Origin of the sequence: Sphingopyxis sp. (assembly GCF_025869345.1) — a bacterium.
GTDB lineage: Bacteria > Pseudomonadota > Alphaproteobacteria > Sphingomonadales > Sphingomonadaceae > Sphingopyxis.
Genome location: NZ_JAOZVW010000064.1, coordinates 22850 through 49358, shown reverse-complemented (window position 1 = coordinate 49358; position 26509 = coordinate 22850). Strand labels below are relative to the sequence as shown.

The window sequence follows — 26509 nt, the reverse complement described above, 5'->3', positions numbered from 1 at the left end:
GTCACCGTCGCTGAGCGGGACCCCGGAGCAAGTCCGGGGTGACGAATAAAGCAAGGTCATCCCTTTCCTTTCACCTGATCGGCCTCCCCTCCTCGACACTCGCCCATTGGCGTCCGTCGTGGCCGAAGAGGATATGGGCGCCGGCGCGGCGGCGGCGGTCTAGGAACTCCATCGTCTTGAGGCCCGCCTCGCGGTCGACCACCGCCTTTTGCAGCACCATCAAATCGAGGTTGCGCTCGGTGTAGCAGCAGTCGGCGGCGAGCAATATCTCGCGCCCGCTCGGCAGCGTGACGATGACGCTCTGGTGGCCCGGCGTATGGCCGTATGTGGGGACGATCCGCACGCTGCCGTCGCCGAACAGGTCGAGTTCGCCGTCGATCGCGCGCACCGGCTGGCCGGTGGCATAATCCTCCGCCTCGTAAAGCCCCGGCTCCTCGACCGCCTGCGCCGCCGCCAGTTCGCGCGACTGGACGATCATCGTCGCATTGGGCAGGCTGGCGTTGCCGCCGCAATGGTCGATGTGGAGATGCGAGTTGATCACCCAGTCGATGCTCGCCGGATCGACGTCGATGCTCTTCAGCCGCGCCGCGATCTCCTGCCCCTCGAACCATTGCAGCCCGAACTTGTTCGGCGGCAGCGCATCGGCGAGCGTGCGGCGGTAGCGCGCGCCCATGCCGCTGTCGAACAGCGCCCGCCCCCCGGGATGATCGATCAGATAGGACGGAACCGGCCCCTTGAGATAATCGCCCTCCTCGCCCTCGATGAAATAGCCCGGCCGGCACTGGAACCAGCCGGTGTTGAAGGCATAGAGGGTGAGCGTGCCGGTCACCGCTCGCGATAGTCCGGCGGCCGCTTGCCGAGGAAGGCGGCGAGCGCTTCCTTATGATCCTCGGTCGCGGACAGGATCACCTGCTGCCGATCCTCGATCGCCATCGCGGCGTCGAGGCTTTGCGCGTCGATGTTGAGGTTCAGCGCCTGCTTCGACAGGCGCAGCCCCCACGGGCTGGTCGCGAGCATCTCGTCGGCGAGCGCGAGACCGCGGCCCAGCAGCGCCTCCTCCTCGACGATCTCGCTGACCAGCCCGGCGGAGAGCGCGCGCTCGGCATCGACGAAGCGGCCGGTCAGGATCATCTCCGACGCGAGGCTGGCGCCGACGAGGCGCGGCAGGAAATAGCTCGACGCCATGTCGCAGCCGCCGAGCCCGATGCGGATATAGGCGGCGTTGCAACGAAAGCTGGGCGAGGCATAGCGCACATCGGACGCGAGCAGCAGCGACAGCCCGCCGCCCGCCGCGGCGCCATGGCCGAGCGCGATGATCGGCTGCGGGCAGGCGCGCATCTTGCGGTAGATATTGCCGATGTTCGTCTGGGTGCGCAGCGTGCGCAGCACCGGCGTTTCGTCGGTCGTGCGGTCCTCCTGAATGTCGAGTCCGGCGCAGAAGCCGCGTCCCGCGCCGCGCAGGATGACGACGCGGACGTCCTTGCGCCCGGCGAGCCCGCCGAAATAATCATTGAGCTCGTCGACCAGCCCTTCGCTCAGCGCATTCAGTCGCTCGGGCCGGTTGAGCGTCGCGATCTCGACCTGCCCGCGCGCCTCGACGAGCAGTTCGCCGCTCACAGCGTCTGCCCGTCGTCGACGGTAATCACGCTGCCGGTGATCCCCTGCGCGGCGTCCGAGCAGAGCAGCAGCAGCGGGGCGTGGAGGTCGCTCGGCGGGCGCAGGCGTTGGCGCGGGAAAGTCGCGACGAACTTCTTGCCCGCCTCGCTATTGAACAGGTCGGCGGTCATCTCGGATTCGAAATAGCCGGGCTGGATGACGTTGACGCTGATCCCGCGCCGCGCCCATTCGCGCGCGAGCGCCTTGCCCAAGTGGCGCACCGCCGCCTTGCTCGCACCATAGACCGAAGTCGCGGGAAAGACCTTTTCGGCGGTGATCGAGCCGATGAGGACGACGCGGCCGTTTTGCCTGTCGCGGCTGCCCGCCGCCTCGAGGCGGCGCGCGCCTTCGGTCGCGGTCAGGAAGACGCCGCGCACGTTCGCGGCGAACAGCCCGTCGACCTCTTCGACGCTTAGCGCCGTCGCCACCTTCTCGGTCGCGACCCCGGCGTTGGCGACGATCGTGTCGACGGTGCCGAATGCCGCCTCGGCGGCGTCATAGGCGGCTTTGGTCGAGGCTTCGTCGGTGACGTCGAGGCTGACCGCGATCGCCTGGCCGCCCGCCGCCTCGATCGCCGCGACCTGTTCGGCGAGCTTGTCGGCGCGCCGTGCCGCAAGCACGACCTTCGCGCCCGCCGCCGCGAGCGCGTGCGCGAAACCGGCGCCGAGTCCCGACGATGCGCCCGTCACGAGCGCGACGCGCCCGGTCAGATCAAAGCGGGGCTGCTCGGCCATTTCCTGTTCCTTTCGCTGTTTCCCTTATCGGCTCTGGCTTGGCTTTGGCGTCAATTGACGTTTACGTCAACCGGCCCGCGCCCGATGCAAAAGAGGGTTGACGATCGATATTTGTTCTCTTATTGTTCTTCTCGTGCACACACAACCTGTTCCCCCGTCGCGGCCACCGAGTGTGGCGGACGGGGGATAAAGGCTCCTCTTTCCCGACATTATCCGGACGGCGTGGATGCGGGTCGCCCGCGTGGCGGCGGCGTCTGATTCTGGATTCCTGACCCTAGATAAGGTTCGCGCGCGCGATCGCGGCGAAATGAAAAGCGCTCGGGCGCGGCGTGCGCTTGAAGCTCTGCCGGTCGACCGCGGCGAGGCCGAAGGGAACCGCATAACCCGACGTCCATTCGAAATTGTCGAGAAGCGACCAATAGATATAGCTGTGTACCGATATGCCTTCGTCTAGGCATTCGCGCACCCCGTCGAGCGCGCGGTCGTTGAAGGCGATGCGGCGGGCGTCATCGGCCACCGCCACGCCGCTTTCGGTGACATAGATCGGCTTGCCGATCGTCCGGTGCGCCCAGCGGATCGTATTCGCCAGCGCCTGCGGATAAAATTCATAGCCCGACAAGGTCAGTTCGGCGCCCTCCGGCGGCGCGACCATGCCATGCTCGTCGAAGCGGAGGCGGGTATAGCATTGCACGCCGAAGAAATCGGCGTGGCTGCGCGCGACGTCGATCCAGTCGCCATAGAGCCGCCGCTCATAGTCGGCGACGAGCGACGGCGCCCCCGCCGACTGGATGTCTTGCGTCGTCAGCGTGATCCCGACCGGCAGTTCGGGCCGTGCCGCCTTGATCGCCGCATAGGCGAGCCGGTGCGCCTGCTGCATGATCGGCGTCGTGGCCGCGGGATCGGCGAAGGCGAGGCGCGAGAATTTCGGCGCGCCGGTCGCCGCGACCAGCGCCGCCTGCGCTTCGCGCTGCAACGCCGCGCCCGCTTCCGATTGCGGGAACAGCGCGACGAGCAGGCCGATATTCGCTTCGTTGAACGTCGTCACCAGATGCATCAGCCCGCCGAGCCGTTCGGCGACGGTGCGGCAATAGCGCGCAAAAAGCTGCGGCGCGTCGCTTGCCTCGAACCCGCCGCGCTTCGCGAACCACAAAGGCACGGTGAAATGGCTGAGCGTGACGACCGGCGCGAGCCCGCGCTTGCGGCACGCGGTCAGCACCCGCGCATAATGGTCGAGCTCGGCGTTGGAGAAATGTCCCTCGCTCGGTTCGATCCGCGCCCATTCGATCCCGAGCCGGTAGCAGTTGAGCCCGAGAGTTTCGGCCAGCGCGAAATCCTCGTCATAGCGATGATAGCTGTCGCACGCGTCGCCCGAGCGCTCCTTGAACAGGGTCGGCCGGATATTTTCGGCGAGCCACGCATCGCTGTTCGTGTTGTTGCCTTCGCTCTGATGCGCCGAGATCGCGGCGCCCCAGAGGAAACCCCCGGGCGCGGGCTTGCGCTGCGTCGCGGCGGATGTGTTCGCCAGCAGCGCGGGCGCGGCCGCCACGCCCGCCGCCGCCTGGATCAGTGCGCGGCGGCCGATCGCGCCATCCCCGCTCATGCCTCGATGTCCCGCTTGTAGGTTTCGGGCAGGAACAGGATGCCGACGACCGCGGTGACCGCGGCGATCACGACCGCATACCAGAGCCCCTGATAGATATTCCCCGTCGCGGCGACCATCGCGAAGCCGATCGTCGGCATGAAGCCGCCGATCCAGCCGTTGCCGATATGATAGGGCAGCGACAGCGAGCTGTAGCGGATGCGCGCCGGAAACAGCTCGACGAGCAGCGCCGCGAGCGGGCCGTAGACCATCGTCGCGAGCAGCCCGAAGGTACAGAGGATCAGGAGCACCCGGCCCTTGTTCACCCGCGCCGGATCGGCCTTGTCGGGATAGCCCGCCGCGTCGAGTTCGGCCTTCGCGGCGGCGTCGAAGGATGCGACCGCGGCGGCGCGGCCTGCCTTGTCGAGCCCCGCCGGGTCGGGAACCGCGAGCGTCCGCGCGCCGATCCGTACCGAGGCGACCGTTCCCGCCGGCGCCGCGACATTGGCATAGTTGATGCCGTTCTTCGCGAGATAGGATTTGGCGATGTCGCAGCTCGTCGCATCGAAGCTGTTGCGGCCGATCGGATCGAACTGGAACGAGCATTCGCCGGCATAGGCCGCGACCTGCACCGGCGCGCGCTCGACCGCCGCCGCCATCGCGGGATTGGCCGCGACGACCAGCGCCTTGTAGAGCGGAAAATAGACGAAGACCGCGATGACGCAGGCGGTCATCATGATCGGCTTGCGCCCGATTTTGTCGCTGAGCCAGCCGAAGAAGATGAAGCTGGGGATGATGATCGTCAGCGCGGCGGCGACGAGGAAATTCGCCGTCGCCCCGTCGACCCGCGCGATGCGTTCGAGATAGAAGAGCGGATAGAGGTGCGCGGCAAAGCCGATCACCGCCTGCCCCGCGACCGCCCCGAACAGCGCGATCAGCACGATCTTGAGGTTGCGCCACTCGCCGAACGCTTCCCTGAGCGGCGCTTTCGAGGTCGCGCCGGCCTCCTTCATGCGCTGGAAGACCGGGCTTTCCTCGAGCTGGAGGCGAATCCACAGCGCGACCGACAAGAGGACGATCGAAAAGAGGAAGGGAAGCCGCCAGCCCCAGTCGTTGAAGCTGTCCTCGTCCATGAACAGGCGCAGCGTGACGACGAAGGTCGAGGCGAGGATCAGCCCGATCATCGCGGTCGTCTGGATGAAGCTGGTGTAGAAGCCGCGCTTTCCGGGCGGCGCATGTTCGGCGATATAAACCGCCGCGCCGCCATATTCGCCGCCGATCGCCAGGCCCTGGAGCAGGCGCAGCAGCATCAGGACGATCGGCGCCGCGACCCCGATCGTGTCGTAGGAGGGCAGGAAGCCGACCGCGAAGGTCGACAGCCCCATGATCGCCATGGTGACGAGGAAGGTGTTCTTGCGCCCGACGACGTCGCCGACGCGCCCGAACACCAGCGCCCCGAACGGCCGCACCGCAAAGCCCGCGGCAAACGCCATCAGCGCGAGGATGAAACCCGTGGTTTCGTTGACCCCCGAAAAGAAATGGTGCGAAAGCACGCTGGCGAGCAGGCCATAGAGATAGAAATCATACCATTCGAACACCGTCCCCAATGACGAGGCGGTGATGACGAGAGTCTCGTTCTGGCGCTTGCCCTCGGCGGGCAGCATTTCGCTGTCGGTTACCATCTTCCTCTCCCTTCAGCCCGGCAGCGGCGGCGGGCTCTTGACCGGCCCGTCCGCCACGCTCCCGGGGAATATCAGCGTTGGACCGCCATCGTCGGCGCGGTGACGCCCGCGCTCGCGAGCTCACGCTCAGCCTGCGTGAAGCCATAGGCCGGCACGCTCTCGCCGCGCCGGTCGGCGATGCGATCCCATTCGGCGGCGACCCGCGTCGCGGCGTCGTCGCCGCGCCCGATGAAGGCGCCGTCCGTCAGCGTGACGTTCGCGGCCGCGAAATGGCCGGCGCCCGCGCACAGGATCGCGCGCGTCGGCGCATCCTCGCCGACGAGCGCGAGCAGGCCCGGGCTCACCGCCTCGGGCGCGAGATACGCGAGCGCTTCGGGCGCGAGCACGCCGTCGGTCATCGCGGTCGCCGCGGTCGGCGCGAGGCAGTTGACGCGGATGCCGTATTTCTCGCCCTCGAGCGCGAGGGTCTGCATCAGCCCGACGAGCGCCATCTTGGCCGCGCCATAATTGGCCTGCCCGAAATTGCCGTAGAGCCCCGACGAGGAGGTCGTCATCACGATACGGCCGAAACGCCGCTCGCGCATCTGGTCCCACACCGCCTTCGAGCAGATTGCGGCGCCCATCAGATGAACCTCGACGACGAGGCGGAAGTCGGCGAGGTCCATCTTCGCGAAGCTCCTGTCGCGCAGGATGCCGGCATTGTTGACCAATATGTCGATGCCGCCCCAGGCGAGCGTCGCCGAATGGACCATCGCCGCGACTTCGGCCTCGTCGGTGACCGACGCGCGGACCGCCAGCGCTTCGCCGCCCGCCGCCGCGATCTCGTCCGCGACGCGCTCGGCCGCGTCGGCCTGCATGTCGTTGACGACGACGCGCGCGCCGTGCCGCGCGAGCATCAGCGCGTGTGCGCGGCCCAGGCCGCCGCCCGCTCCGGTCACGATCGCGACCCGCCCATTCAGTTGCATAGCGTTCCTTCCTCGTCGCATATGATAGTAACTCACTTGTGAGTGAACAAAAACCCGAAAGCGCCGTCCCCCCGCAGGTCCGGCGGCCTGCGTCCGCGGTCAGCCGGCCCTGGCGTCCTTCCTCTGTTCGCAGATCTCGCGGAAGCCCGCCGCCATGAAGCGCGCCATGCGCTGCTTCACCGCCTCATAATCGTCCGAATGGCACAGCCCCTGCGACAATTTGTCGATGCGCCCCGTCCGCGCGAGCGTCAGCATCAGCGCGCCGGTGACAAAATGATAGCCCCAGAAAATATCCTCCGCGTCGGATTCGGGCAGCGCCTTTTTCAATATGTCGATCAGGCGCAGCACCACCGGGTCGAAATATTTGTCCATGAACTCGGCGCCCTCGGGGCTATTCGACGCCTGCGCGCCGAAGGCGCCGTAATTCTTCCAGCCCTCGCCGCCTTGGATGTAAAGGTCGAGGTCGGTATCGAGGAAGGCGTGGAGCGCGCCCTCGACGGTCGGCTTGCCGCCGGCCGCGCGGTCATAATCGTCGAGCGCCTGCATCCGCTTGTCGATCGTCACCACCGCGCGCCGCGCGAACACCGCGTCGAACAGCGTCCGCTTGTCGTCGAAATAATAGTTGAGCAGCGTGTGGTGGACGCCGACCTGCTTGGCGACGTCCTTCAGCGTCACGCCGTGAAAGCCGTGCTTCGAAAACAGGAGTTCGGCGGTGTCGAGAATCTGCTCCATCATTTCGGCGCGCTGTTCCGCCTTCGATGGCCGTTTCACCGCGCTCTTTGCATTCGACGCCAAATTCTCTTCCTTCCGCACCTTCTCAGGCGGCCGCAATCTTAACCTTAAAGCGCCTACACCTGTCCATATTCCGCCCGCAATTGCATTTTGTCGATCTTGCCCGTCGGCGCGAGCGGCATCGCGTCGAGCCGCACGACCGCGTCGGGAATCCACCATGAGGCGACCCGCCCGGCGAGCGGCGCGAGCAGTTCGGCGTCGCTGACTGCGGGCTCGCTGGTTTCGACGAGCAGGATCGGGCGCTCGCCCCATTTGGGGTCGGACCGCCCGATCACCGCGGCAAGCGACACCTGCGGCAACGCGCCGACCAGCGCCTCGATCTCGGCGGGATTGATCCATTCGCCGCCCGATTTGATCAGATCCTTGGCGCGGCCGGTGATGACGAGATTGCCCGCCCCATCGATCCGCGCCAGGTCGCCGGTGTCGAACCAGCCGTCGGCGTCGGTCGCAGGCTCCGCTTGCCCGAAATAGCGTTCGACGACCGACCCGCCGCGCACGCGCAAATGCCCCTCGGCGCCGCGCTGTTCGGGAAGCGCGCGGCCTTCGGCGTCGGTGAGGAGCAGGTCGATGCCCATCGCCGGACGGCCCGAAAGCGACGGCCGCCGCGCGGGGTCGCCCGGCAATGCGGCGGTGCCGAGCGGCGACAGCTCGGTCATTCCCCAGCTCGTCTGCACCTCCACCCCCAGGCATCGCTCGATCCGGTCCATCAGCGCGGGCGGCATCGACGATCCGCCGACGAGGATGCGTTCGAGCGTCGGCACCTCGCCCCCCTCGGCCTCCAGATGTTCGACGAGCCCCAGCCAGACGGTCGGCACACCGACGGCGGCGGTCACGCCCTCGGCCCGGATCAGCCGCGCCAGATGCGCGCCGTCGCTGTGGCGGCCCGGCAGCACCAGCTTCGCGCCGACCGCCGGGGCGGTGAAGGGAATGCCCCACGCATTGGCGTGGAACATCGGGACGACCGGCATCACCGCGTCGCGCGCCGTGATGCCGAGCACATCGGCCTGAAGCTGGCGCATCGTGTGGAGGAAGCAGCCGCGATGGGTATAGGTGACGCCCTTCGGCGCGCCGGTGCTGCCCGAGGTGAAGCAGAGCCCCGACGGGCTGGTCTCGTCGAAATCGCCCCATACGGCATCGGCCGGGGCGGCGGCGACCAGCGGCTCGATCGCGCCCTCGCCCTCTGCGGTATCGAGCAGCAAGATATGGCGCACCGTGCCCAGATTGCGCACCGCATCCTGTGCCAGCGGCAGCAGGTCGGGGCTGGCGAGCAGCACCGGCGCCTCGGACTGGGCGAGCATCGAGCCGAGCTGCGCCGGGGTCAGGCGCGGATTGAGCGTGTGGCAGATCGCCCCCATGCCCATGATGCCGTACCAGGCCTCGACATGCCCCTGCGTGTTCCAGGCAAGCGTCGCGACACGGTCGCCCTTCGCGATCCCGAGGGCCGCGAGCGCCCCCGACACGCGCAGCGCCCGCTCGCGCAGCGCGGCATAGCCGATGCGCCGGACCCGACCCTCCGCCCCGGCCGAAACCACTTCGGCGCCGGGGTGCCATTTCGCGGCATGGGAGAGGAATTTGTCGAGCGTCAACGCATAGGTCTGCATCGATCCGTCGATCATTGGCACCCCGCGGCTTTGGGGGGCAAGGGCGGCGAAATCACGCCGACATTCCAGTTCCAGGCAATATTGCCGGCGGCGCGGCGGCGGCAGACCACCGCTTCGTGGAGGGCAGCGGTGCCGGGGAGGAGATTATGCCCGGCGCGCGGCACGTCGGCGATATGCAGGAAACCGCGATTGTCGGCATAGGCCGGCCAGTCGGGCCAGCCCTTCGCGCGCGGCCAGCCCGCCCTGGCAAAGCTGGCCCAATAATCGCCCATCGCCTCGCTCAGCTTCCGCTCGGCGAGATTGTCCGGAATCTTCGGCCACAGCGGCGGCGTCCGCGTCGCGGTGCCGAACACATAGGGCAATTCGGCGGCGTGAAAGCCATGGAGATTCCATTCCTCGGTCGCCGGATAGCCATGGTCGAAGAAATAGAGATAGGCGCCCTGCCCCAGCGCCGCCTGATCCGACGCCAGCCGCTCCGACGTCCAGCCGTACATCGCGTCGCGGGTCGCGGCGAGCATGCTCTGCTCGATCGCCTTCGCCGGGTAGCGCGCGAGGAACAGGTCGGCGAATTCGCCATAGCCGGCGCGGATCGCGGCCTCATAGGCGGCGGCGTCGGCAGGCGGCTTGGGCAGGAGGAAGCGGAGCGAGCGGATTTCGCCGCTGTTGAAGCCCGCGAGCATCGGCACCGGCGCCTGCTCGCCCTTGTCGAACGTGTCGACGAGCTGGCGCGGCACGACCTTGCCGTCGACATTCGGGAACGGGAAATAGCCGGTCGCGCGCGCCTTTTCGGCGATGTCCGCCGCGGGCAGCGCGCGCAGCGCGGCAAGGTCCGCGACGCCGAGCCTGGCGGCGAGGTCGACGCCCTGCGCCTCGGCGGGGACCATACCGTTGATCGCCTCGCGGAGCGCGGGCGCCGAAACCATATAGCCGCTTTCGGCGATCGCCTTGTGGAACAGACCGCGCGCCGGGGGCGCCGCCATCAGATACATGACGCTGAGCGCGCCCGCCGATTCCCCGGCGATCGTCACATTGCCGGCATCGCCGCCGAACGCGGCGATGTTGCGTTTGACCCATTCGAGCGCCGCAACCTGGTCGAGCAGGCCGTAATTGCCCGAAACATGATCGGGCGCCTCGGCGCTGAGCGCCGGGTGCGCGAACCAGCCGAACATGCCGAGCCGGTAGTTGATCGTCACCACGATCATCCCGCGCCGCGCAAGCGCGCTGCCGTCATAGAGCGGGTCGGCGCCCGACCCCGACGACAGGGCGCCGCCGTGAATCCAGACGAAGACCGGCGCGCCCTTCGCATTCTGCGGCGCCCAGACGTTGAGCGACAGGCAATCCTCGCTCATCGCCGGAAGGTCCCAGGCATAGATGCTGGGCCCGCGCGGCTTCGGCTGCATACAGGCGGCGCCGAACTTCGTCGTATCGCGCGTGCCGTCCCAGCGCGGCAGCGCCGCCGGCGCGCGCCAGCGGCGCTCGCCGACGGGCGGCTGGGCATAGGGGATGCCGCGAAACACCCGCATATCGCGCTCCTGCACCCCGCGCACCGCTCCATCGGGCGCATCGACCACCGGATCGGCGGCCGCGACCGGCGCGGAAAGCAGGGCCGCGAGCAGAAGTGCGAAGGGGCTGAAGCGAGCGATCATCGGCCGGTCCCTCGTCATCCGTCAGAAGCGATAGTCGGCGCGCACGCCCACCGTCCGCGGCCGCATCCGGGCATAGCGCCCGTCGAGAAAGGCTTCGGGGTGGACATAGGTGATCGACTTGTCGTCGAAGAGATTCTCGACATAGGCGGTCAGGTTGAGCGCCCCCAGCTTCGTGCCCGCATAGAGGTTCACGTTGGTCCACGCCTCGGTATAGTCATAGGTCGGGCTGACCGCGTCGGGATTGCCCGGCACGTTGGGGAACTGGTTCGGGAACGACCCCGCGTGCGATACATTGACCGCCGCGAACGCGGTCTCGCTATCGCCGACGGGGAAGTCATAGCGCAGCGTCGCCGAGCCCTGGAAATGCGGCGACGCAAGCCGGGTGCCCACTTCGGCGCCCGAGATCGCTGCCTCGATCGCCGACAGCTTGGTCACCTTCGCTTCGTTGAACGAGCCGTTGAGCGCGAGGCTGAGCCCCGCGAGCGGCCGCGCCATGAACTCGAATTCCAGACCATAGCTTTCGGCCGCGCCGATATTGGTCGCGAACTGGATCGAATCCGACACGCGGTTCGCCTGGACCTGGATATTCTTCCAGTCGATATAATAGCCGGCCAGATTGGCGGTCAGGTCGCCGCCGAACCAGCGCCCTTTCAGTCCCACCTCGTAATTGGTCACGCTGTCCGATTTGGCGCCGTCGGGGATGACGATGTCATTGGGGTTGATCGTGCTGACCAGACCGGCGCGCGCGTTGACCACCGGGGTGCGGAACCCGGTCGAGACGGTGGCATAGGTGGTCAGGCTGTCGACCGGCTTCCACGACGCGCTGGCCTTCCACGACAGGCGGTCGTCGGACACCTTCAGCCCTGCGGCATAGGGGATGGGCGTCGTGCCGCTGAACGGCGGGATGAAACCGAGGCAAAGCTGGGTGAAGGCGCGGCAATAAGCGACGGTCAGATAATTGCTGTTGTAGCCGCCGCCGCGCGTGAAGCTCTGCACCTCGGTATTGCCGTAGCGCAGCCCGCCGGTGATCCAGAATTTGTCGCTGAAGCGGAAGGTCAGCTCGCCGAAACCGGCGATCTCGCTCTGATCGGTATAGCTGTTGAAGCGCTGATAATATTCGTCGGGAAGCCCGACGATATTGTTCGCCGCCAGATATTCGGGCGTCGAGCGATAGGCGAAATCGACCGTCCGGCGCTTGTCGTAATAAAAGAAGCCCGCGACCCATTGCAGGGGGCCATCGTGGCGCGACACCAGCCGCGTCTCCTGCACGAACAGGTCGTCATAGCCATAGGCGTCGAGCGCGAAGGGAAAGGCCTGCGCATAGGTGCCGGCCAGATCGACATAGAAGGAGGCGTCGTAATTCGACAGCGTCGTCGAACTGATCAGCTCGGCGAAGTCGAACTCGTAATTGACCGTGAGGTTGTAGTTGGTGAGCTTGCCCTGGAACAAGTCAGGGCGATCCGAATTGCGGACGAATTTGCCGAGCAGCGGATTGGTCAGGCCCGAATCCGCGGGCTTGCTGTTTTCATAGGAGACGAGCAGCTTCACTTTCATCCGGTCGCTCGGCTGGAGGAGCAGGGCCGCGCGGCCGCCATAGGCCTCCAGACTGTTCGAATCCTTGATGCCGGTGCCGATATTGTCGATCCAGCCGTCTTCGTTGCGATAATAGCCCGAGACGCGAAGCCCGATCTCGTCCTTCATGATCGGCAGGTTGATCATCGCATTATAGCGCTGGCGTAGCGAATCCGAGCCGGTGAGGCCGAGGTCGACGCTCGCCGACGCTTGGAATTCGTCGAGGTCAGGGCTCTTGGTGATGATCCGCATCGCGCCCGCGAGCGAGTTCGACCCGAACAGCGTCCCCTGCGGCCCGCGCAGGAACTCGACGCGCTCGACGTCATAGAGATTGGGGTCGAGGATCGTCGAATTGCCGTTCGCCGAGATCGGCAGCTCGTCGACATAGATGGCGACCGCGCTTTGCAGCCCGGCCGAATAGCCGTTGGTGTTGATGCCGCGCGCGGTGAAATTGTTGAAATTCTGGGTCGGCCGGTTGACGACCACGCCGGGGGTATTCTGCGCGATCCCCTCATAGCCGACGATCCCCAGGTCATCGAGTTCCTTCTGACCAAAGGCGGTGACGCTGAGCGGAACATCCTGAAGCCGCTCGGTGCGGCGCGTCGCGGTGACGATGATGTCCTTGCTGTCGTGGGTGTCGGCGCGGACGCCGGTATCGGCGGGTGCGTCGCCATCAGTGGATTGGGCCATCGCCGAAACGGGTAGCGCGAACAAGGCGGCCGCCGATGCGGACGCGAAAAGCTGAGCCTTCATACAAACTCTCCCTCCCGTCGGCGGTCGTTGCCACCGATCTGGGAGGTTTATCCGTCACATTCACGGAGGAGTCAATATTCACTATCGTGTGTGTGAATAAAATTCCTAATGGCCATCGAGCAGCGATGCGCCCGTCGCGCGTGGCCGCAGAAATCGCGGAAAACTTGGGCCGTTAGCCCGGAAAAGCGGGGGCCCGGCTCACCATCGCGGGCAGCGGGCGCGCCATCACACCGCCGAGCCAGCCCGCCGCCTCGACCGCCCGCGGCAGGTCCAGCCCGGTCGCCACGCCGCTGCGTTCGAGCAGGTAGACGACGTCCTCGGTCGCGACATTGCCCGCCGCGCCCGGCGCGAAGGGACAGCCGCCGAGGCCGCCGAGCGAGGCGTCGACCGTCGCCGCGCCCTCGTTCACCGCCGCCCAGACATTGGCGAGCCCGCTGCCGCGCGTATTGTGAAAATGCACCCGCACCGGCAGCGCGCCGACCGCCGCGCGCACGCGCCCCACCGTTTCGGCGACCTCCGCCGGGGTGCCGGCGCCAATCGTGTCGGCGAGCGCGATCTCGCGCGGGTCGGCGTCGGCCGCGCGCTTCGCCATTTCGACGACACGGTCGATCGCGACCTCGCCCTCGAACGGGCAACCGAAGGCAGTGGCGACGGTGATCTGCCCGCTGCGCCCCGCCGCCTTCGCCAGACCGACGATCTCGATCGCCGCGGCGAGCGATTCGTCGGAGCTCTGCCCCTGATTGCGGATGCCGAACGAATCGCTCGTCACGCACACCGCGCCAAGCTCGTCGATTCGCCCCGTCGCCAGTGCGCGCTCGGCGCCGCGGCGGTTGAGCACGAGCCCGATATAGGTGACGTCGTCGCGCTCAGGCAGCATCGCCACCAGGGACTCGGCATCGGCCAGTTGCGGCACCTTCTTGGGATTGACGAAGCTCGTCACCTCGATCCGCCGCGCGCCATAAGCTATGGCGCGGCGGATCAGTTCGGCCTTGTCGGCGGTCGAGACGATCGCCGATTCATTCTGCAGGCCGTCGCGCGGCCCGACCTCGACCATTTCCACGCTGCGATTTTTCACCATATCGGTCCCGAACTTTTCCCGAGTCATTTAGCAGGTTGAAAATTACATAGCATTCTAAGTATACAATGGCCATGGGCGGCTTGAGCCTGTTTCTATCAGGCCCCGACCCGAAAGGAACGACATGACGAACGCAAGCGGCGGGGGAGCGCTGGACGGAATCAAGGTGGTCGAGATGGGACAGCTTATTGCCGGCCCCTTCTGCGGCCAGTTGCTCGGCGACATGGGGGCCGAGATCGTCAAGCTCGAACCGCCCGAGACCGGCGACCAGATGCGCCACTGGGGTCAGGGCGACCGCCCAAGCTGGTGGCGCGTCATCGCGCGCAACAAATATTCGGTCGCGGTCGACCTGAGGTCGGAAGAAGGCCAGGCGCTCGCGCGCGAACTGATCGCCAAGGCCGATATATTGATCGAGAATTTCCGCCCCGGCACGCTCGAAAAATGGAATCTCGATCCCGTCGAGCTGCGCAAGGCCAATCCGGGGCTGATCGTCGTGCGCGTGTCGGGCTATGGTCAGACCGGCCCTTATTCGAAGCGCGCCGGCTTCGGCGGCATCGGCGAGGCGATGGGCGGCTGGCGCGGCATCGTCGGCTATCCCGACCTGCCGCCCGCGCGCATGGGGGTGTCGATCGGCGACACACTCGCCGCCACCTATGGTTGTCTCGGCGCGCTCGCGGCGCTCCATCACCGCAGCAAGACCGGCGAAGGCCAGATCGTCGATTCGGCGCTCTACGAAGCGGTCCTGCAGGTCATGGAATCGACTGTCGCCGATTATTCGGCGAGCGGAGTGAAGCGGCGCCGCACCGGGTCGACGCTGCCCGGCATCGCACCGTCGAACGTCTATCCGTGCAGCGACGGCGAATATCTGATCGGCGCGAACCAGGACGGGGTCTTCGCGCGGCTGGCCGAAGCGATGGGGCGCCCCGAACTCGCCACGGACGAACGCTATGCCACGCATCGCGCGCGCGGAGCGCGGCAGGAGGAGCTCGACGCGCTGATCGGCGACTGGACGAAGACGATGACGATCGAGGAGCTCGAAGCGAAGATGATCGCGGCGGGCGTCCCGGCAGGCCGCGTCTACGACGCCGAAGATATGCTCGCCGACCCGCATTTCGCCGCGCGCGAGGCGCTGGTGACGGTCGCTGACGAGGAACTGGGCGAAATTCGGATGCAGGGCGTCTTCCCCAAGCTGTCGGCGACACCCGGCGGCGTCCGTCGCCCCGCCCCGCTCACCGTCGGCCAGGACGGCGCCGAGGTGCTGAAGCGCTGGCTCGGCCGCGAGGCGTGACGCGATGATCACCCTCTATGGCGGCCCCACCCCGAACGCGCGCAAGATCGCGATCGCGCTGCTCGAAATGGAGCTCGCGTGGCGGCTCGAGCCCGTCGACATCCTGGCAGGCGAACAGCTCACGCCCGAATTTCTCGCGCTCAATCCGAACAACAAGACGCCGGTGATCGTCGACGACGACGGGCCGGAGGGGCCGGGCTTCATACTGTGGGAGACGGGGGCGATCCTCCTCTATCTGGCGCAGAAGACCGGCCGCTTCCTTCCCGAGAATCCGGTGAAGCGCGCGATCTGCTGGCAATGGCTGATGTTCCAGGTGTCGGGCGTCGGCCCGATGTTCGGGCAGGAGGCGCATTTCACCCATTATGCCAAGGACCGGCACCCCTATGCGATCGAACGCTATGCCCGCGAGGTCGACCGGCTGATGATGGTGCTCGACAAAAGATTGGGCGAGGCCGAGTGGCTGGCGGGCGACGCCTATACGATCGCCGACATGGCGACCCTGCCCTATCTCCGCCGCCAGTTCATCGACAAGGCGGGCCGCTTTCCGAACGTCGAGCGCTGGGGCGCCGCGATGCTCGCGCGCCCGGCGGTCGCCGAAGGGATGCAGGTCGGCGTCGCGCGCGCCGAGACGATCGAGGGCGGCCTCACCGGCTTCACCGACGAACATCGCGCGATCCTGTGGGGCGACCGGCAGCATGTGAAGCGGTAGAGGACGGCTGACGAATGGCTGCGTTGGGATGGGAAGCAGCCCTTCCCCACCTTTGTCATTCCCGCGAAAGCGGGAACCCAGGGTGGGGTTAGCCGACGCACGCTCTGGGTCCCCGCTTTCGCGGGGATGACAAAGTCAGGAGAGGCCGGGCGTCCGCAATCGGTCGCAACCGCCCTCTCCCTCAATCCCCCTTCACCGCGGCATGGTTCGCATCGCCGAACATATTCGACCATTCGCGCGCGTCGAGCGTCTGGTGCCGCCCGATATATTTCGCCGGAGCCTTCAGATCCTCACGCCCCATCGCGCGCGCGACCGCGGGCCGCGCGCGGATGCGCTCGAACCAGTCGTGCATCGCCGGCCAGTCGTCCAACACCATCCCCATGACGAAGGCCGAGGCGCGGCCGGGCCAGATCGCCATGTCGGCGATCGTATAGTCGTCGCCCGCGACATAGGCGCTCTTTTCCAGCCGCCGTTCGAGGACGGTGAGCAGGCGCGTCACCTCCTTCGTGTAGCGTTCGACCGCATAATCCTGCCCCGCCGGGGCGTAGCGCAGGAAATGGCTCGCCTGCCCGCCCATCGGGCCGAGCCCCGCGACCTGCCAGGTCAGCCACGACAGGGTCGCGGCACGCGCGGCGCCCGATGCGGGGAGGAAGCGCCCGCTCTTCTCCGCCAGATACTGAAGGATCGCCCCCGATTCGAAGACGGTCACCGGCTCGCCGCCGCCCGCCGGATTCTGGTCGACGATGGCGGGCAGCTTGTGGTTCGGATTGATGCGCCCGAACGCCTCGGTCAACTGATCACCGTTGAAGATGTCATAGGAAAGGACGCGATAGGGCGCGCCGATCTCCTCGAGCATGATCGCGATCTTCTGCCCGTTGGGGGTCGCCGAATAATGAAGGTCGATCATCGTCAGAGAATCTCGTGGATCACATGGCGGACCCCGAAGTCGGTGCGCTCGCCGACGCCGACCGCGAGCAGGCCGTTCAGCCAGCCATATTCGACGCTCGCGGTTTCGAACACCGGCGCGATTCGCAGATAGTAGCGCGACGAGTCGGCATCGGGCACCGCGGGATCGGCAAAGGTCGCGCGAACATCGTCGGGAATGACGCTGCGGCCGGTGTAGCTCAGATAGATGAGAGCGCCGTCGTCGGTCTGCCACACCGCGCGCGCGTCGAAGGTGCCGGCCGAGGCGACTTCGCCGAGGCGCCCGCCGCGCGACCAGTTGCCGCCGCCGGGCAAGACGATGCCGTTGATTCGCGGCCCGAAAAATCGCCCGCCGGTGATGTAGCCGAGCCGCCGGTCACCGAAGGGCGAAGCGCCGATCGCGATCAGCCCGCCCCCGACCTCGAACTCGACGGTACACAGAGGACGGCTCGCGAGGGCCGCCGGAGCGGGGTGCTGATTTTCTTCGGTCATATATGCGAATCCTCTTTTCCAGCCTATGGACAAGCATAAAACAATTAGTATACTAAGGGTCAATCAAATTGACGGATCGAAACCGCTTTTCGATACCGCGGCATACACTCAATGGGAGGGTGACCATGAAGACTCATAATCAGATTCTGCTGTCCAGCGTCGCGGCGATCGCAACGCTCGCTTTCGCCGCCCCGGCGATCGCGCAGGACGAGGGCGCTTCGGAAGGCAGCGGATCGGACGACATCGTCGTCACCGCGCGTTTCCGCAACGAAACGATCCAAAATGTTCCGCAGGCGATTTCGGCATTCGACGAGCGGAGCCTGACCGCCGCCGCCGCGCGCGACATCACCGACCTGGCGCCCTCGACCCCGAACATCAGCATCCAGCCGGTCGCGACATTTTCCAATTCGGCGGCGATCTTCATCCGCGGCCTCGGCGCGCAGGGCATCGAATCGACCGAGGAAAGCCCGGTCGGCGTCTCGATCGACGGCGTCTACATCACCCGCCCGGTGGCGACGATGCTCGACACCTTCGACCTCGACCGGATCGAGGTGCTGCGCGGGCCGCAGGGCACTTCGTTCGGCAAGAATTCGCTCGCGGGCGGCATCGCCGCCTATACCAAGAATCCCGGCCGCGACTGGGGCGTGCAGGCCGAGGTGACCGTCGGCAACTATGGGCGGATGGACGCGCGCGCCGCGGTCGACATGCCGCTGATCCAGGACAAGCTCGCGGCACGGCTCGTCCTCAACAAGGAAACCTATGACGGCTATTTCACCAACCGTCTGAACGGCAAGAAGGTCGGCGGCCAGGACCGGCTGACGCTGCGCGGCACGATCGTCTTCACGCCCACCGACAATCTCGACATCAACCTCAAGGCCTTCCTCGTCCGCGACCGGTCGAGCGCGCCGGGCGGCGATGCGGCACCCAACCGGAGCCAGCTGCTCTATACGATATTCGGGTTCGAGGAACCCGACGACGGTGCCTTCACCATCGGCCGCGACTTCCCCACCAACCACGACACCGACCAGCTCGGCTTCATCGGCAATGTCGGGCTCGACCTCGGCTCGTGGCAGGTCAAGTCGATCACCGGCTATATCGAGACCGACGATTTCAACGACAGCGACTATGACCAGTCAGAAATCTTCTTCTTCCCGACCTTCCGCCTGCAGTCGCACCGACAGTTCAGCCAGGAGCTGCGCCTGCAGTCCGATTTTTCGGACCGCAGCGACGCGCTTGCCCGGCTCAACCTCGTCTTCGGCGGCTATTATCTGAAGCAGAGCTTCGAACTGGCGCAGGCGTTTCCGACGCTGCCGGTGTTGCTCAACCCGGCGCTGAAGTTCGGCAGTCAGGATTTCGTGTCGCAGGACAACAGCTCCAAGGCGCTGTTCGCGCAGGCGATCTATGGCATCACCGACCGGCTGAACATCACGCTGGGCGTCCGGCAGAGCTGGGAATCGAAGGATTATTTCCGCGACCCCGTCGGCACCCTGCTGTCGCCGGCCTATTTCACCTCGCGTTCGGTGGTGAAATCGCTCGCCGATATGGAAGAGATCGCCAATGCCAATCTGGCGACCGGCGCGGCTTTCAAACTCGGCTACAAGCGCGACCGCGCGACCTTCAAGGCCGGGATCGACTATCGCCTGACCGACGATGTGATGGTCTATGCAGGCTATAGCCAGGGTTACAAGGGCGGCGGCTTCGGCGCCCGCTCGGCGACGCCGACGACTGCCGGTCCGACGCAGGACAACACGTCCGAACTGTTCGAGGCCGGGCTGAAGGGCGATTTCTTCGACCGGCTGCTCCGCCTCAACCTCACCGGCTTCATCACCAAGTTCAAGCAGCTCGAATTCGGCGTCTTCTTCTCCAATCCCAACGTCGCCTCGGGCCAGGAAACCGCGCAGCAGAATATCGGTGCGGCGACGAGCAAGGGGATCGAACTGGAGGCGACGCTGCGTCCGACGCAGAATTTCCGCCTGTCGGCCAATGTCGGCTATCTCGACGCCAAATATACCGATTTCTGCGCCGACCTCGACGGCCCCGCCAGCTATTCGACAACGCCGACCTCGACCTGCGGCGACGTGACGGCGCTGCCGGGCGGCAAATATCTGGTGGATGAGGATTATACGAGCCTCAAGCTGGTGCGCGCGCCGAAATGGCAGACGCAGGCGAGCGCCGACTACACGGTTCCGATGGGCAGCGCGGGCAATCTGACCTTCCGGGCGGCGATGCTGTATCGCAGCCATTTCGAATCGACCGTGGTCAACGATCCCTTTGGCAAGACCGGGGATTTCATCCTCGTCGACGGCTCGCTCGGCTGGGAAAGCGAGGACGGACGCTTCCGCGCGATGCTGTGGGGCAAGAATCTGACCAACAAGACCTATGTGTCGGCACTGACCCCCACGTCGAACTATTTCACCCAGCGCTTTTACGGCGCGCCGCGCACCTTCGGGCTGACCCTCGGCGCCTCCTTCTGATCGCCCGCAAGGCAGTCCCGCGCCCTCGCTCCGCAAGGAGCGGGGGCGTTTTCGTGCGCGCCTGCGAACCGTAAATCTGTTTGACAGTTAAACTTAAATACCTAAGTATTTTCGACCGATAAGACTCGCGCATTCGGGGAGAGACATGACCGAGGCCACCACTCTCCGTCGCGCCGACGCCGCGCCCGGCAGCGGGCTCGCGCTGCGCCGCAACGTCGCGCTGGCGATGCTGTTCGTGGTCGGCACGATCAACTTCGTCGACCGCCAGCTGCTCGCGATGCTGATCGAACCGATCCGCGCCGATATCGCGCTGAGCGATACCCAGTTCGGGTTGCTGACCGGGCTGGCCTTTGCCCTGTTCTATGCGGGAATGGGTGTCCCGGTCGCCATCCTCGCCGACCGCTGGAATCGCATCAGGCTGATCGGCATCGCCTGCATCCTGTGGAGCGGCTTCACCGCGGCGTGCGGGCTGGTGTCCAATTTCTGGCAGTTGGCGCTGATGCGCTTCGGGGTCGGAGCCGGCGAGGCGGGCGGCACCGCGCCGTCGGTGTCGGTCCTGGCCGACTATTATCCGCCGGACCGGCGCCCCGTCGCGATGGCGCTGTTCACCTGCAACGGTCCCTTCGGCGTATTCGTCGGCGCCGCCTTCGGCGCCTGGGCCGCGGCGACGATCGGCTGGCGGAACGCCTTTCTGACGATCGGCGCGGTCGGCATCCTCGTGGGGCCGTTGCTGATCTGGCTGGTGCACGAGCCGGCGCGCGGCCAGATGGACGAAAGCGCAAACGACGATCCGGTCCCCTTCGCCCGGGCGCTGGGGCTGTTCCGCGAACGCCGCTCGCTGATGCTGGTCCTGCCCGCGACCGCCTTTGCCGCCTTCGTGAGCTATGGGATGCTCAACTGGATTCCGGCCTATCTGATGCGCGTCCAGGCCATGCCGCTCGCCGCGATGGGAACATGGTTCGCGCCGGTCGCCGGCATCACCTTCGCCGCTGGAACGCTCGGCGGCGGATGGCTGGTGGCGCGCCTGTCGCGACACTCGCCGCGCGCCTATGGCCGCGTCCCCGCGATCGCCACCGCGATCCTGATCCCGTCGCTGATCGCCGCGCTGACGGTCGACGGCTGGCCCGCGGCGCTGGCGTTGATGATCGTGCCGCTGACCGCCTGCACCTTCTACATCGCCCCGTCGCTGGCGCTGGTGCAAAATCTGACCCCGCCGCGCGCGCGCGCCACCGCGACCGCGATCCTGATGCTGATGTTCAACATCGTCGGCCTGGGTTTCGGCCCGCTGTTCGTGGGCTTCGTCAGCGACATGCTGAAACCCGGTCACGGCATCGAAAGCCTGCGCTGGGGATTGATGGCGCTCATTCCCTTCGCGGTCGCGGCCTGTGCCGTCCAGATCGCGATGACGCGCCACCTCGACCGCGATTTCGCGGCATGACCGCAAGGAGACCATGATGGCAGAACAGGATGATATCCGCGCGATGGCGCAGCGCTTCTTCGACGCGATCGAGGCGGGCGACATTGCGACGATGCAAAGCAGCTTCACGCCCGACGCCGAAATCTGGCACAATACCGACGAAGCGATCGTCACCCCGGCGCAGACCGCCGAGACGCTGACCGGCATGGTCGCGCGCATCAAGGATCGCGAATATGCCGACCGCCGGCTCACCGCCTTTCCCGGCGGCTTCGTCCAGCAGCATGTGCTGAAGGGCCGCCGCGTCCACGATAACGGCGAGGTCCGCCTGCCCTGCGCGATCGTCTGCAAGGTCGAGAACGGGAAGATCACGCGGCTCGACGAATATTTCGACAGCGCGCATGTCGCCGAGTTCCGCAAATTTGCCAACGCCTGAGGAGTAACCCTATGCCCGTCCTGCGCCAGGTTTCCCGTTCGGAAGTCACCGACGAGATCGTCACCGCTTATTACGACCGTCTGTTCGGCGACCGCGACCCGGTCGCCGAGCCGGGCACCGCGACCGGGACGCCGGGCGACTGGTGGACCGTCTTCGCGCTCGCGCCCGATATCTTCAAACACGCCGTCGACGGCTTCGCAGTCTATCGCCACCCGGCGCGCAAGATCGATCCGGTGCTGCGCGAACTCGGCCAGACCCGCGCCGGCTGGGTGAAGGGCAGCCAGTTCGTCTTTTCGCAGCATTGCAAGTCGCTGCGCGGCCTCGGCGTCAGCGAGGAGAAGATCGCGGGCATCGCCTATTGGCAGGTCGCCGATTGCTATGACGAGCAGGAACGCGCCGTCCTCGCCTATGCCGACTGCCTGAGCCAGGCCGGCGGCCGCGTCCCGCTCGAGATATTCGAAAAGCTCAAGAGCTTCTGGGACGACGAACAGATTTTCGAGTTCACCTACATCACCTGCCTTTACGACATGCACGCCGTCATCACCCGCGCGCTGCGCATGGAATATGACGCGCGCGAGGACCCGATCGTCGAGGTCGCGGCGCCCGAGGGCTTCAGCGCCGCCGACTTCCTCAGCCCCGCGCGTCCGGCAAACCGATGAGCGGGTTCGGCCAGCCCGAGGTCGTCGCGAGCGGCCTTCGCTTTCCCGAAGGTCCTGTGCCGATGCCCGACGGGTCGGTGCTGCTCGTCGAGATCGCGCGCGGCACGCTGACGCGTGTCGCGGCGGACGGCGCCGTTTCGGTCGTCGCCGAACTCGGCGGCGGTCCCAACGGGCTGGCGATCGGCCCCGACGGCGCCGCCTATGTCTGCAACAATGGCGGGTTCCAGTGGGTCGAGGCCGGCCCCCTGCTCTTTCCCGGCCACGCCGCGAACGCCGCGGCGTGCGGTTCGATCCAGCGCGTCGACCTTGTCACCGGCGCGGTCACGACGCTCTACGACAGCTTCGAAGGCGAGCGGCTGAAGGGACCGAACGACATCGTCTTCGACGCGCACGGCGGCTTCTGGTTCACCGACCACGGCCAGGTCCGCGCGAGCGGCCGCGACCATGGCGCGATCTATTACGCCAGGGCCGACGGGTCGGCGATCACGCGCCAGCGCGCCGACATGATGGGGCCGAACGGCATCGGCCTCTCGCCCGGCGGCAACACCCTTTACGTCAGCGAGACGATGACCGCGCGCGTCTGGGCAATGGACGTCGTCGCGGCGGGCGAACTCGCCCCGCCCCTGCCCTGGGCGCCGGGCCGCTTCGTCGGCACCCCGCCCGCTTTTCGCCTGCTCGATAGCCTCGCGATCGAGGAGGATGGCCGCATCTGCGTCGGCACCATGGTCGAGGGCGGGATCACCATCTTCGATCCCGCAGGGGGCGGATCGGAATATCTGCCGCTGCCCGATGTCGGCATCACCAACATCGCGTTCGGCGGCGCCGACCGGCGCGATGCCTATATCACGGCATCGACGACGGGCATCCTCTACCGCGTCCGCTGGCCGCGCCCCGGCCTAACGCTTCAATCGTCAATTTAGTTGACGATTTCGTCAAAATGCCCTAAAAGGCTCGAGGTGAGAGAAGAGACATGAAATTCTATAATAGTGTCGGCCCCAACCCGCGCGTCGTGACCCTGTTCATGGCGGAAAAGGGCATCGAGCTTCCCGAGGTCACGGTCGATCTTCGCGGCGGCGAGAACCGGCGTGCGCCCTATGCCGTCGATGTGAACCCGGCCGGACAGACCCCGGCGCTCGCGCTCGACGACGGTTCGGTGCTGACCGAGATCACCGCGATCTGCGAATATCTGGAAGAGCGCTTCCCCGAACCCGCGCTGATCGGCACCACGGCCGAGGAACGCGCGAACACCCGCATGTGGACGCGCCGCGTCGACCTCAAGATTTGCGAACCGCTCACCAACGGCTTCCGCTTCGCCGAGGGCCTGCCGCTGTTCGAATCGCGGATGCGCTGCTTGCCCGAAGCGGCGGCGGGGCTGAAGGCGGTCGCGCAGGACGGCATCCGCTGGCTCGACCCGCTGATCGCGGGACGCGACTTCATCGCCGGCGACGCGCTGACCCTCGCCGACCTGATGCTCTTCGCCTTTCTCGATTTCGGCGCGGGCGTCGGCCAGCCGATCGATCCCGCGGCCACCAATGTTACGGCCTGGTACGACCGCATGAAGGCGCGCCCGAGCGCCAATTCCAATTGAACTGCGACAAAGGAGACGGATCATGACTGCATCCAACAAGGAGTTCGAGTTCCTCGGCGTCAATCATCTGGCGCTCGTGTGCAAGGATATGGCGAAGACGGTCGAATTCTATCGCGATGTCCTTGGCATGCCGCTCACCAAGACGATCGACCTGCCCGGCGGGCGCGGCCAGCATTTCTTCTTCGACATCGGCAACGGCGACAGCCTCGCCTTCTTCTGGTTCCCGAACGCGCCCAAAGCGGTCCCCGGCATCTCGGCCCCCGCCGCGCTACCGACGAAGGGCAGCTTCGTGTCGGCGCACGGATCGATGAACCATATCGCGATCAATGTCCGCGCCGAAAAATTCGACGAATATTACCAGCGCCTCGTCGCCAAGGGGGTCGAGGTCACGCCGATCCTCAACCACGACAATTCGCCGACCCAGTCGTCGGCCGAGCTCAACGACGACGTCTATGTCCGCTCGGTCTATTTCTTCGACCCCGACGGCGTCTGCCTCGAATTCGCGGCCTGGACGCGCGCGCTCGACGAACGCGACATCACGCATGATCCGGTGCAGGCGGACGGCACCAAGCGCGAGGGCATGATCATGGGCCGGACGCCGGTGCCGGCCGAATAGACATTCCCAAGGGTACCACTGGGAACTCCTCTTGGCCCGGCCCTGCGCCGGGCCATTTTTTTGACGGTCGGCTGGAAGACGACAAGCTGATTCTCCCCGGCACGGGGAGGGGGACCATGCGAAGCATGGTGGAGGGGCACCCTCGGTTTACGCTTCGATCCAGAAAAGGCGCGCCATGACGCACCTGCCCCTCCACCACCTTCGGTGGTCCCCCTCCCCGTGCCGGGGAGGAGCGGCTACGTCCGCCCCCTATCCCACCGCCCTGTCGCGGCCTTCCCAATAGGGCGCGCGCAATTCGCGGCGGAGCACCTTGCCCGACGGATTGCGCGGCAGCGCGTCGATGACGTCGATGCTCTTCGGCGCCTTGTAGGCGGCGATGCGTTCGCGCGCCCAGCCGATGACGGCGGCGGCATCGATCTCGGCGCCCGGCGCGGGCACGACCAGCGCCTTCACCGCTTCGCCCCATTTGTCGTCGGGGACGCCGATCACCGCGACGTCGGCGATGCCGGGGCAGCCCATGATCGCGCTCTCGACCTCGGCCGGATAGACATTCTCGCCCCCCGACACGATCATATCCTTGATCCGATCGTGGACGAAATAATAGCCGTCGGCGTCGCGGTAGCCGACGTCGCCGGTGCGCAGCCAGCCGTCCACCACCGTCTCGGCGGTCGCTTCGGGGCGATGCCAATATTCCTTCATCACGATGTCGCCGCGGATCGCGATCTCGCCGATCTCGCCGTCGCCGAGCGGCTGGCCGCCGCCGCCCAGGATCGCCATTTCGGTCTGCGGCCACGGCTGACCGCACGAGGTGAGCTTGCCCGGCAGGTCGTGCGCCGCGGGTGAAAGGTAGGAGCCGCCGCCCGAACTTTCGGTCATCCCATAGAATTGCACGAAGTCGCAGCCGAAGACCGCGCGCGCGCGGCGCAGCACGTCCTCGGCGATCGGCGAGGCGCCATAGGCGATCGAACGGAGTTCGGAATAGTCGCCCGCCTCCGCGCCCGGCTGCTGGAGCATCATCTGGATCATCGCCGGGGCGAGGAAAGCGTGCGCGACGCGTTCCTCGGTCATCATCCGAATCGCATCGGCGGCAGCGAAATCCTTGACCAGCACGAGCCGCCCGCCCTGCGCGAGGCCCGAGAAGCTGACGTTCGTGCCCGCGACGTGGAACAGGGGCATGACGATCATCACCGTCTCGTCCTCGCCATAAGCGAAGCCGTCGACCTCGGTCGCCATTTCGAGGAAGCGGCGGTAATTCTTGTTCGCAAGCACGACGCCCTTCGGCCGCCCCGTCGTGCCGCTGGTGTAGAGTTGGAGGACGTCGTCGCTTAGCTGCGGTTCGTCGGCGGGCGCGGTCGCCGCCGCATCGCCAAGCCACGCATCGAGGCTCTCGAACGCCGGATGGTCGCCATAGAGCGCGACCAGCCGCGGCGGCGCGGCGAGGTCGGCGACCGCCGCGAGCGCGAGGTCGAAGAAATCCTCGCCGACGAACAGCAGTTTTGGCGCGGCATCGCCGAGAATGAAGGCGATCTCCCCGGCCGCGAGCCGGCAGTTGACCGGGGCGAGGCAGGCGCGCGCCCGCGCGGTGCCGAAGAAGAGCGGATACCAGCCATCGTGATTCTTGGTCAGCGCCGACACGCGGTCGCCCGGCGCGACCCCGGCGGCGAGCAGCGCGTTCGCGACGCGATTCGACCGGGCGTCGAGTTCGGCGAAGCTCGTTTCGCGCTCCCCGAATTTCACCGCGACCGCATCGCCGCGCTTCCGGGCCTGCGCCGCGGGTATGTCCGCCAAGGTCCGGATCGCGTCCAGATCGATCATTTCGCTCTCCTTCGCTGCTGTTTCGCTTGAATTAGATAG

Annotated in this window: 23 protein-coding genes; 9 read left to right on the top strand and 14 right to left on the bottom strand. The window is 66.6% G+C overall.

The features are described 5' to 3' along the window. Positions 1-70: 70 nt before the first annotated feature. The 11 genes from OJI97_RS07240 to OJI97_RS07190 all read right to left on the bottom strand — a co-directional run bounded on the left by OJI97_RS07240 (position 71) and on the right by OJI97_RS07190 (position 14055). A complete protein-coding gene (locus tag OJI97_RS07240; RefSeq protein ID WP_297662387.1) occupies positions 71-829 on the bottom strand; it encodes an N-acyl homoserine lactonase family protein in 759 nt (252 codons plus the stop codon). After that, positions 826-1617, bottom strand: coding sequence for an enoyl-CoA hydratase-related protein (locus tag OJI97_RS07235; RefSeq protein WP_297662386.1), 792 nt, complete (start codon positions 1615-1617; stop codon positions 826-828). The genes OJI97_RS07240 and OJI97_RS07235 overlap by 4 nt, the downstream gene beginning before the upstream one ends. Continuing rightward, positions 1614-2390, bottom strand: coding sequence for an SDR family NAD(P)-dependent oxidoreductase (locus OJI97_RS07230; protein ID WP_297662385.1), 777 nt, complete (start codon positions 2388-2390; stop codon positions 1614-1616). Before OJI97_RS07230 ends, OJI97_RS07235 begins: the two co-directional genes overlap by 4 nt. Before the next feature lie 274 nt (positions 2391-2664). After that, a complete protein-coding gene (locus OJI97_RS07225; protein ID WP_297662384.1) occupies positions 2665-3990 on the bottom strand; it encodes a glycoside hydrolase family 1 protein in 1326 nt (441 codons plus the stop codon). After that, entirely contained in the window at positions 3987-5651 is a 1665-nt protein-coding gene (locus OJI97_RS07220) for an MFS transporter (RefSeq protein WP_297662383.1), read from the bottom strand. The genes OJI97_RS07225 and OJI97_RS07220 overlap by 4 nt, the downstream gene beginning before the upstream one ends. Positions 5652-5722: 71 nt before the next feature. Continuing rightward, positions 5723-6616, bottom strand: coding sequence for an SDR family NAD(P)-dependent oxidoreductase (locus OJI97_RS07215; protein WP_297662382.1), 894 nt, complete (start codon positions 6614-6616; stop codon positions 5723-5725). A 99-nt stretch (positions 6617-6715) separates the two neighbouring features. Next, positions 6716-7411 carry a TetR/AcrR family transcriptional regulator gene (locus tag OJI97_RS07210; RefSeq protein WP_297662381.1) on the bottom strand — a complete coding sequence of 232 codons (696 nt, stop codon included), beginning with the start codon at positions 7409-7411 and terminating at the stop codon, positions 6716-6718. 53 nt (positions 7412-7464) lie between these two features. After that, entirely contained in the window at positions 7465-9024 is a 1560-nt protein-coding gene (locus OJI97_RS07205) for an AMP-binding protein (RefSeq protein WP_297662380.1), read from the bottom strand. After that, positions 9021-10655, bottom strand: a complete 1635-nt coding sequence (locus tag OJI97_RS07200; protein ID WP_297662379.1) for a carboxylesterase family protein — start codon at positions 10653-10655, stop codon at positions 9021-9023. The genes OJI97_RS07205 and OJI97_RS07200 overlap by 4 nt, the downstream gene beginning before the upstream one ends. 21 nt (positions 10656-10676) lie before the next feature. Continuing rightward, positions 10677-12980: a TonB-dependent receptor gene (locus tag OJI97_RS07195; protein WP_297662378.1), complete on the bottom strand. Its 2304-nt coding sequence runs from the start codon at positions 12978-12980 to the stop codon at positions 10677-10679. A 172-nt stretch (positions 12981-13152) separates the two neighbouring features. Beyond that, the gene (locus OJI97_RS07190; protein ID WP_297662377.1) at positions 13153-14055 is read right to left on the bottom strand and encodes a hydroxymethylglutaryl-CoA lyase; all 903 of its coding nucleotides are present in this window, start codon (positions 14053-14055) and stop codon (positions 13153-13155) included. A 124-nt stretch (positions 14056-14179) separates the two neighbouring features. Between OJI97_RS07190 and OJI97_RS07185 the strand changes: the two genes are divergently transcribed. Together OJI97_RS07185 and OJI97_RS07180 are read left to right on the top strand one after the other, a co-directional pair. After that, positions 14180-15343: a CoA transferase gene (locus OJI97_RS07185; RefSeq protein WP_297662376.1), complete on the top strand. Its 1164-nt coding sequence runs from the start codon at positions 14180-14182 to the stop codon at positions 15341-15343. 4 nt (positions 15344-15347) lie between these two features. Further along, on the top strand, positions 15348-16052 hold the full coding sequence (locus OJI97_RS07180; RefSeq protein ID WP_297662375.1) for a glutathione S-transferase N-terminal domain-containing protein: 705 nt from the start codon (positions 15348-15350) through the stop codon (positions 16050-16052). A 181-nt stretch (positions 16053-16233) separates the two neighbouring features. On the opposite strand, the gene OJI97_RS07175 is transcribed toward OJI97_RS07180, so the two are convergent. Together OJI97_RS07175 and OJI97_RS07170 are read right to left on the bottom strand one after the other, a co-directional pair. Beyond that, positions 16234-16959: a glutathione binding-like protein gene (locus OJI97_RS07175; RefSeq protein ID WP_297662374.1), complete on the bottom strand. Its 726-nt coding sequence runs from the start codon at positions 16957-16959 to the stop codon at positions 16234-16236. A gap of 2 nt (positions 16960-16961) precedes the next feature. Further along, the gene (locus tag OJI97_RS07170) at positions 16962-17468 is read right to left on the bottom strand and encodes a DUF3237 domain-containing protein (protein ID WP_297662373.1); all 507 of its coding nucleotides are present in this window, start codon (positions 17466-17468) and stop codon (positions 16962-16964) included. 125 nt (positions 17469-17593) lie between these two features. Here OJI97_RS07170 and OJI97_RS07165 point away from each other — a divergent pair, with 125 nt between their 5' ends. From OJI97_RS07165 to OJI97_RS07135, 7 genes are all read left to right on the top strand, one after another. Further along, on the top strand, positions 17594-19942 hold the full coding sequence (locus OJI97_RS07165) for a TonB-dependent receptor (RefSeq protein WP_297662372.1): 2349 nt from the start codon (positions 17594-17596) through the stop codon (positions 19940-19942). A 145-nt stretch (positions 19943-20087) separates the two neighbouring features. Continuing rightward, the gene (locus tag OJI97_RS07160) at positions 20088-21380 is read left to right on the top strand and encodes an MFS transporter (protein WP_297662371.1); all 1293 of its coding nucleotides are present in this window, start codon (positions 20088-20090) and stop codon (positions 21378-21380) included. Positions 21381-21396: 16 nt separating this feature from the next. Then, positions 21397-21792 (top strand): nuclear transport factor 2 family protein, encoded by a 396-nt coding sequence (locus tag OJI97_RS07155; protein WP_297662370.1) that lies wholly within the window; start codon positions 21397-21399, stop codon positions 21790-21792. Between the two features lie 11 nt (positions 21793-21803). Further along, positions 21804-22451, top strand: coding sequence for a carboxymuconolactone decarboxylase family protein (locus tag OJI97_RS07150; protein WP_297662369.1), 648 nt, complete (start codon positions 21804-21806; stop codon positions 22449-22451). Next, a complete protein-coding gene (locus OJI97_RS07145) occupies positions 22448-23371 on the top strand; it encodes an SMP-30/gluconolactonase/LRE family protein (RefSeq protein ID WP_297662368.1) in 924 nt (307 codons plus the stop codon). Before OJI97_RS07150 ends, OJI97_RS07145 begins: the two co-directional genes overlap by 4 nt. 50 nt (positions 23372-23421) lie before the next feature. Further along, a complete protein-coding gene (locus OJI97_RS07140; protein WP_297662367.1) occupies positions 23422-24039 on the top strand; it encodes a glutathione S-transferase in 618 nt (205 codons plus the stop codon). A 22-nt stretch (positions 24040-24061) separates the two neighbouring features. Then, entirely contained in the window at positions 24062-24655 is a 594-nt protein-coding gene (locus OJI97_RS07135; RefSeq protein WP_297662366.1) for a VOC family protein, read from the top strand. Between the two features lie 249 nt (positions 24656-24904). On the opposite strand, the gene OJI97_RS07130 is transcribed toward OJI97_RS07135, so the two are convergent. Beyond that, on the bottom strand, positions 24905-26470 hold the full coding sequence (locus tag OJI97_RS07130; protein ID WP_297662365.1) for a long-chain-fatty-acid--CoA ligase: 1566 nt from the start codon (positions 26468-26470) through the stop codon (positions 24905-24907). Positions 26471-26509: the final 39 nt, after the last annotated feature.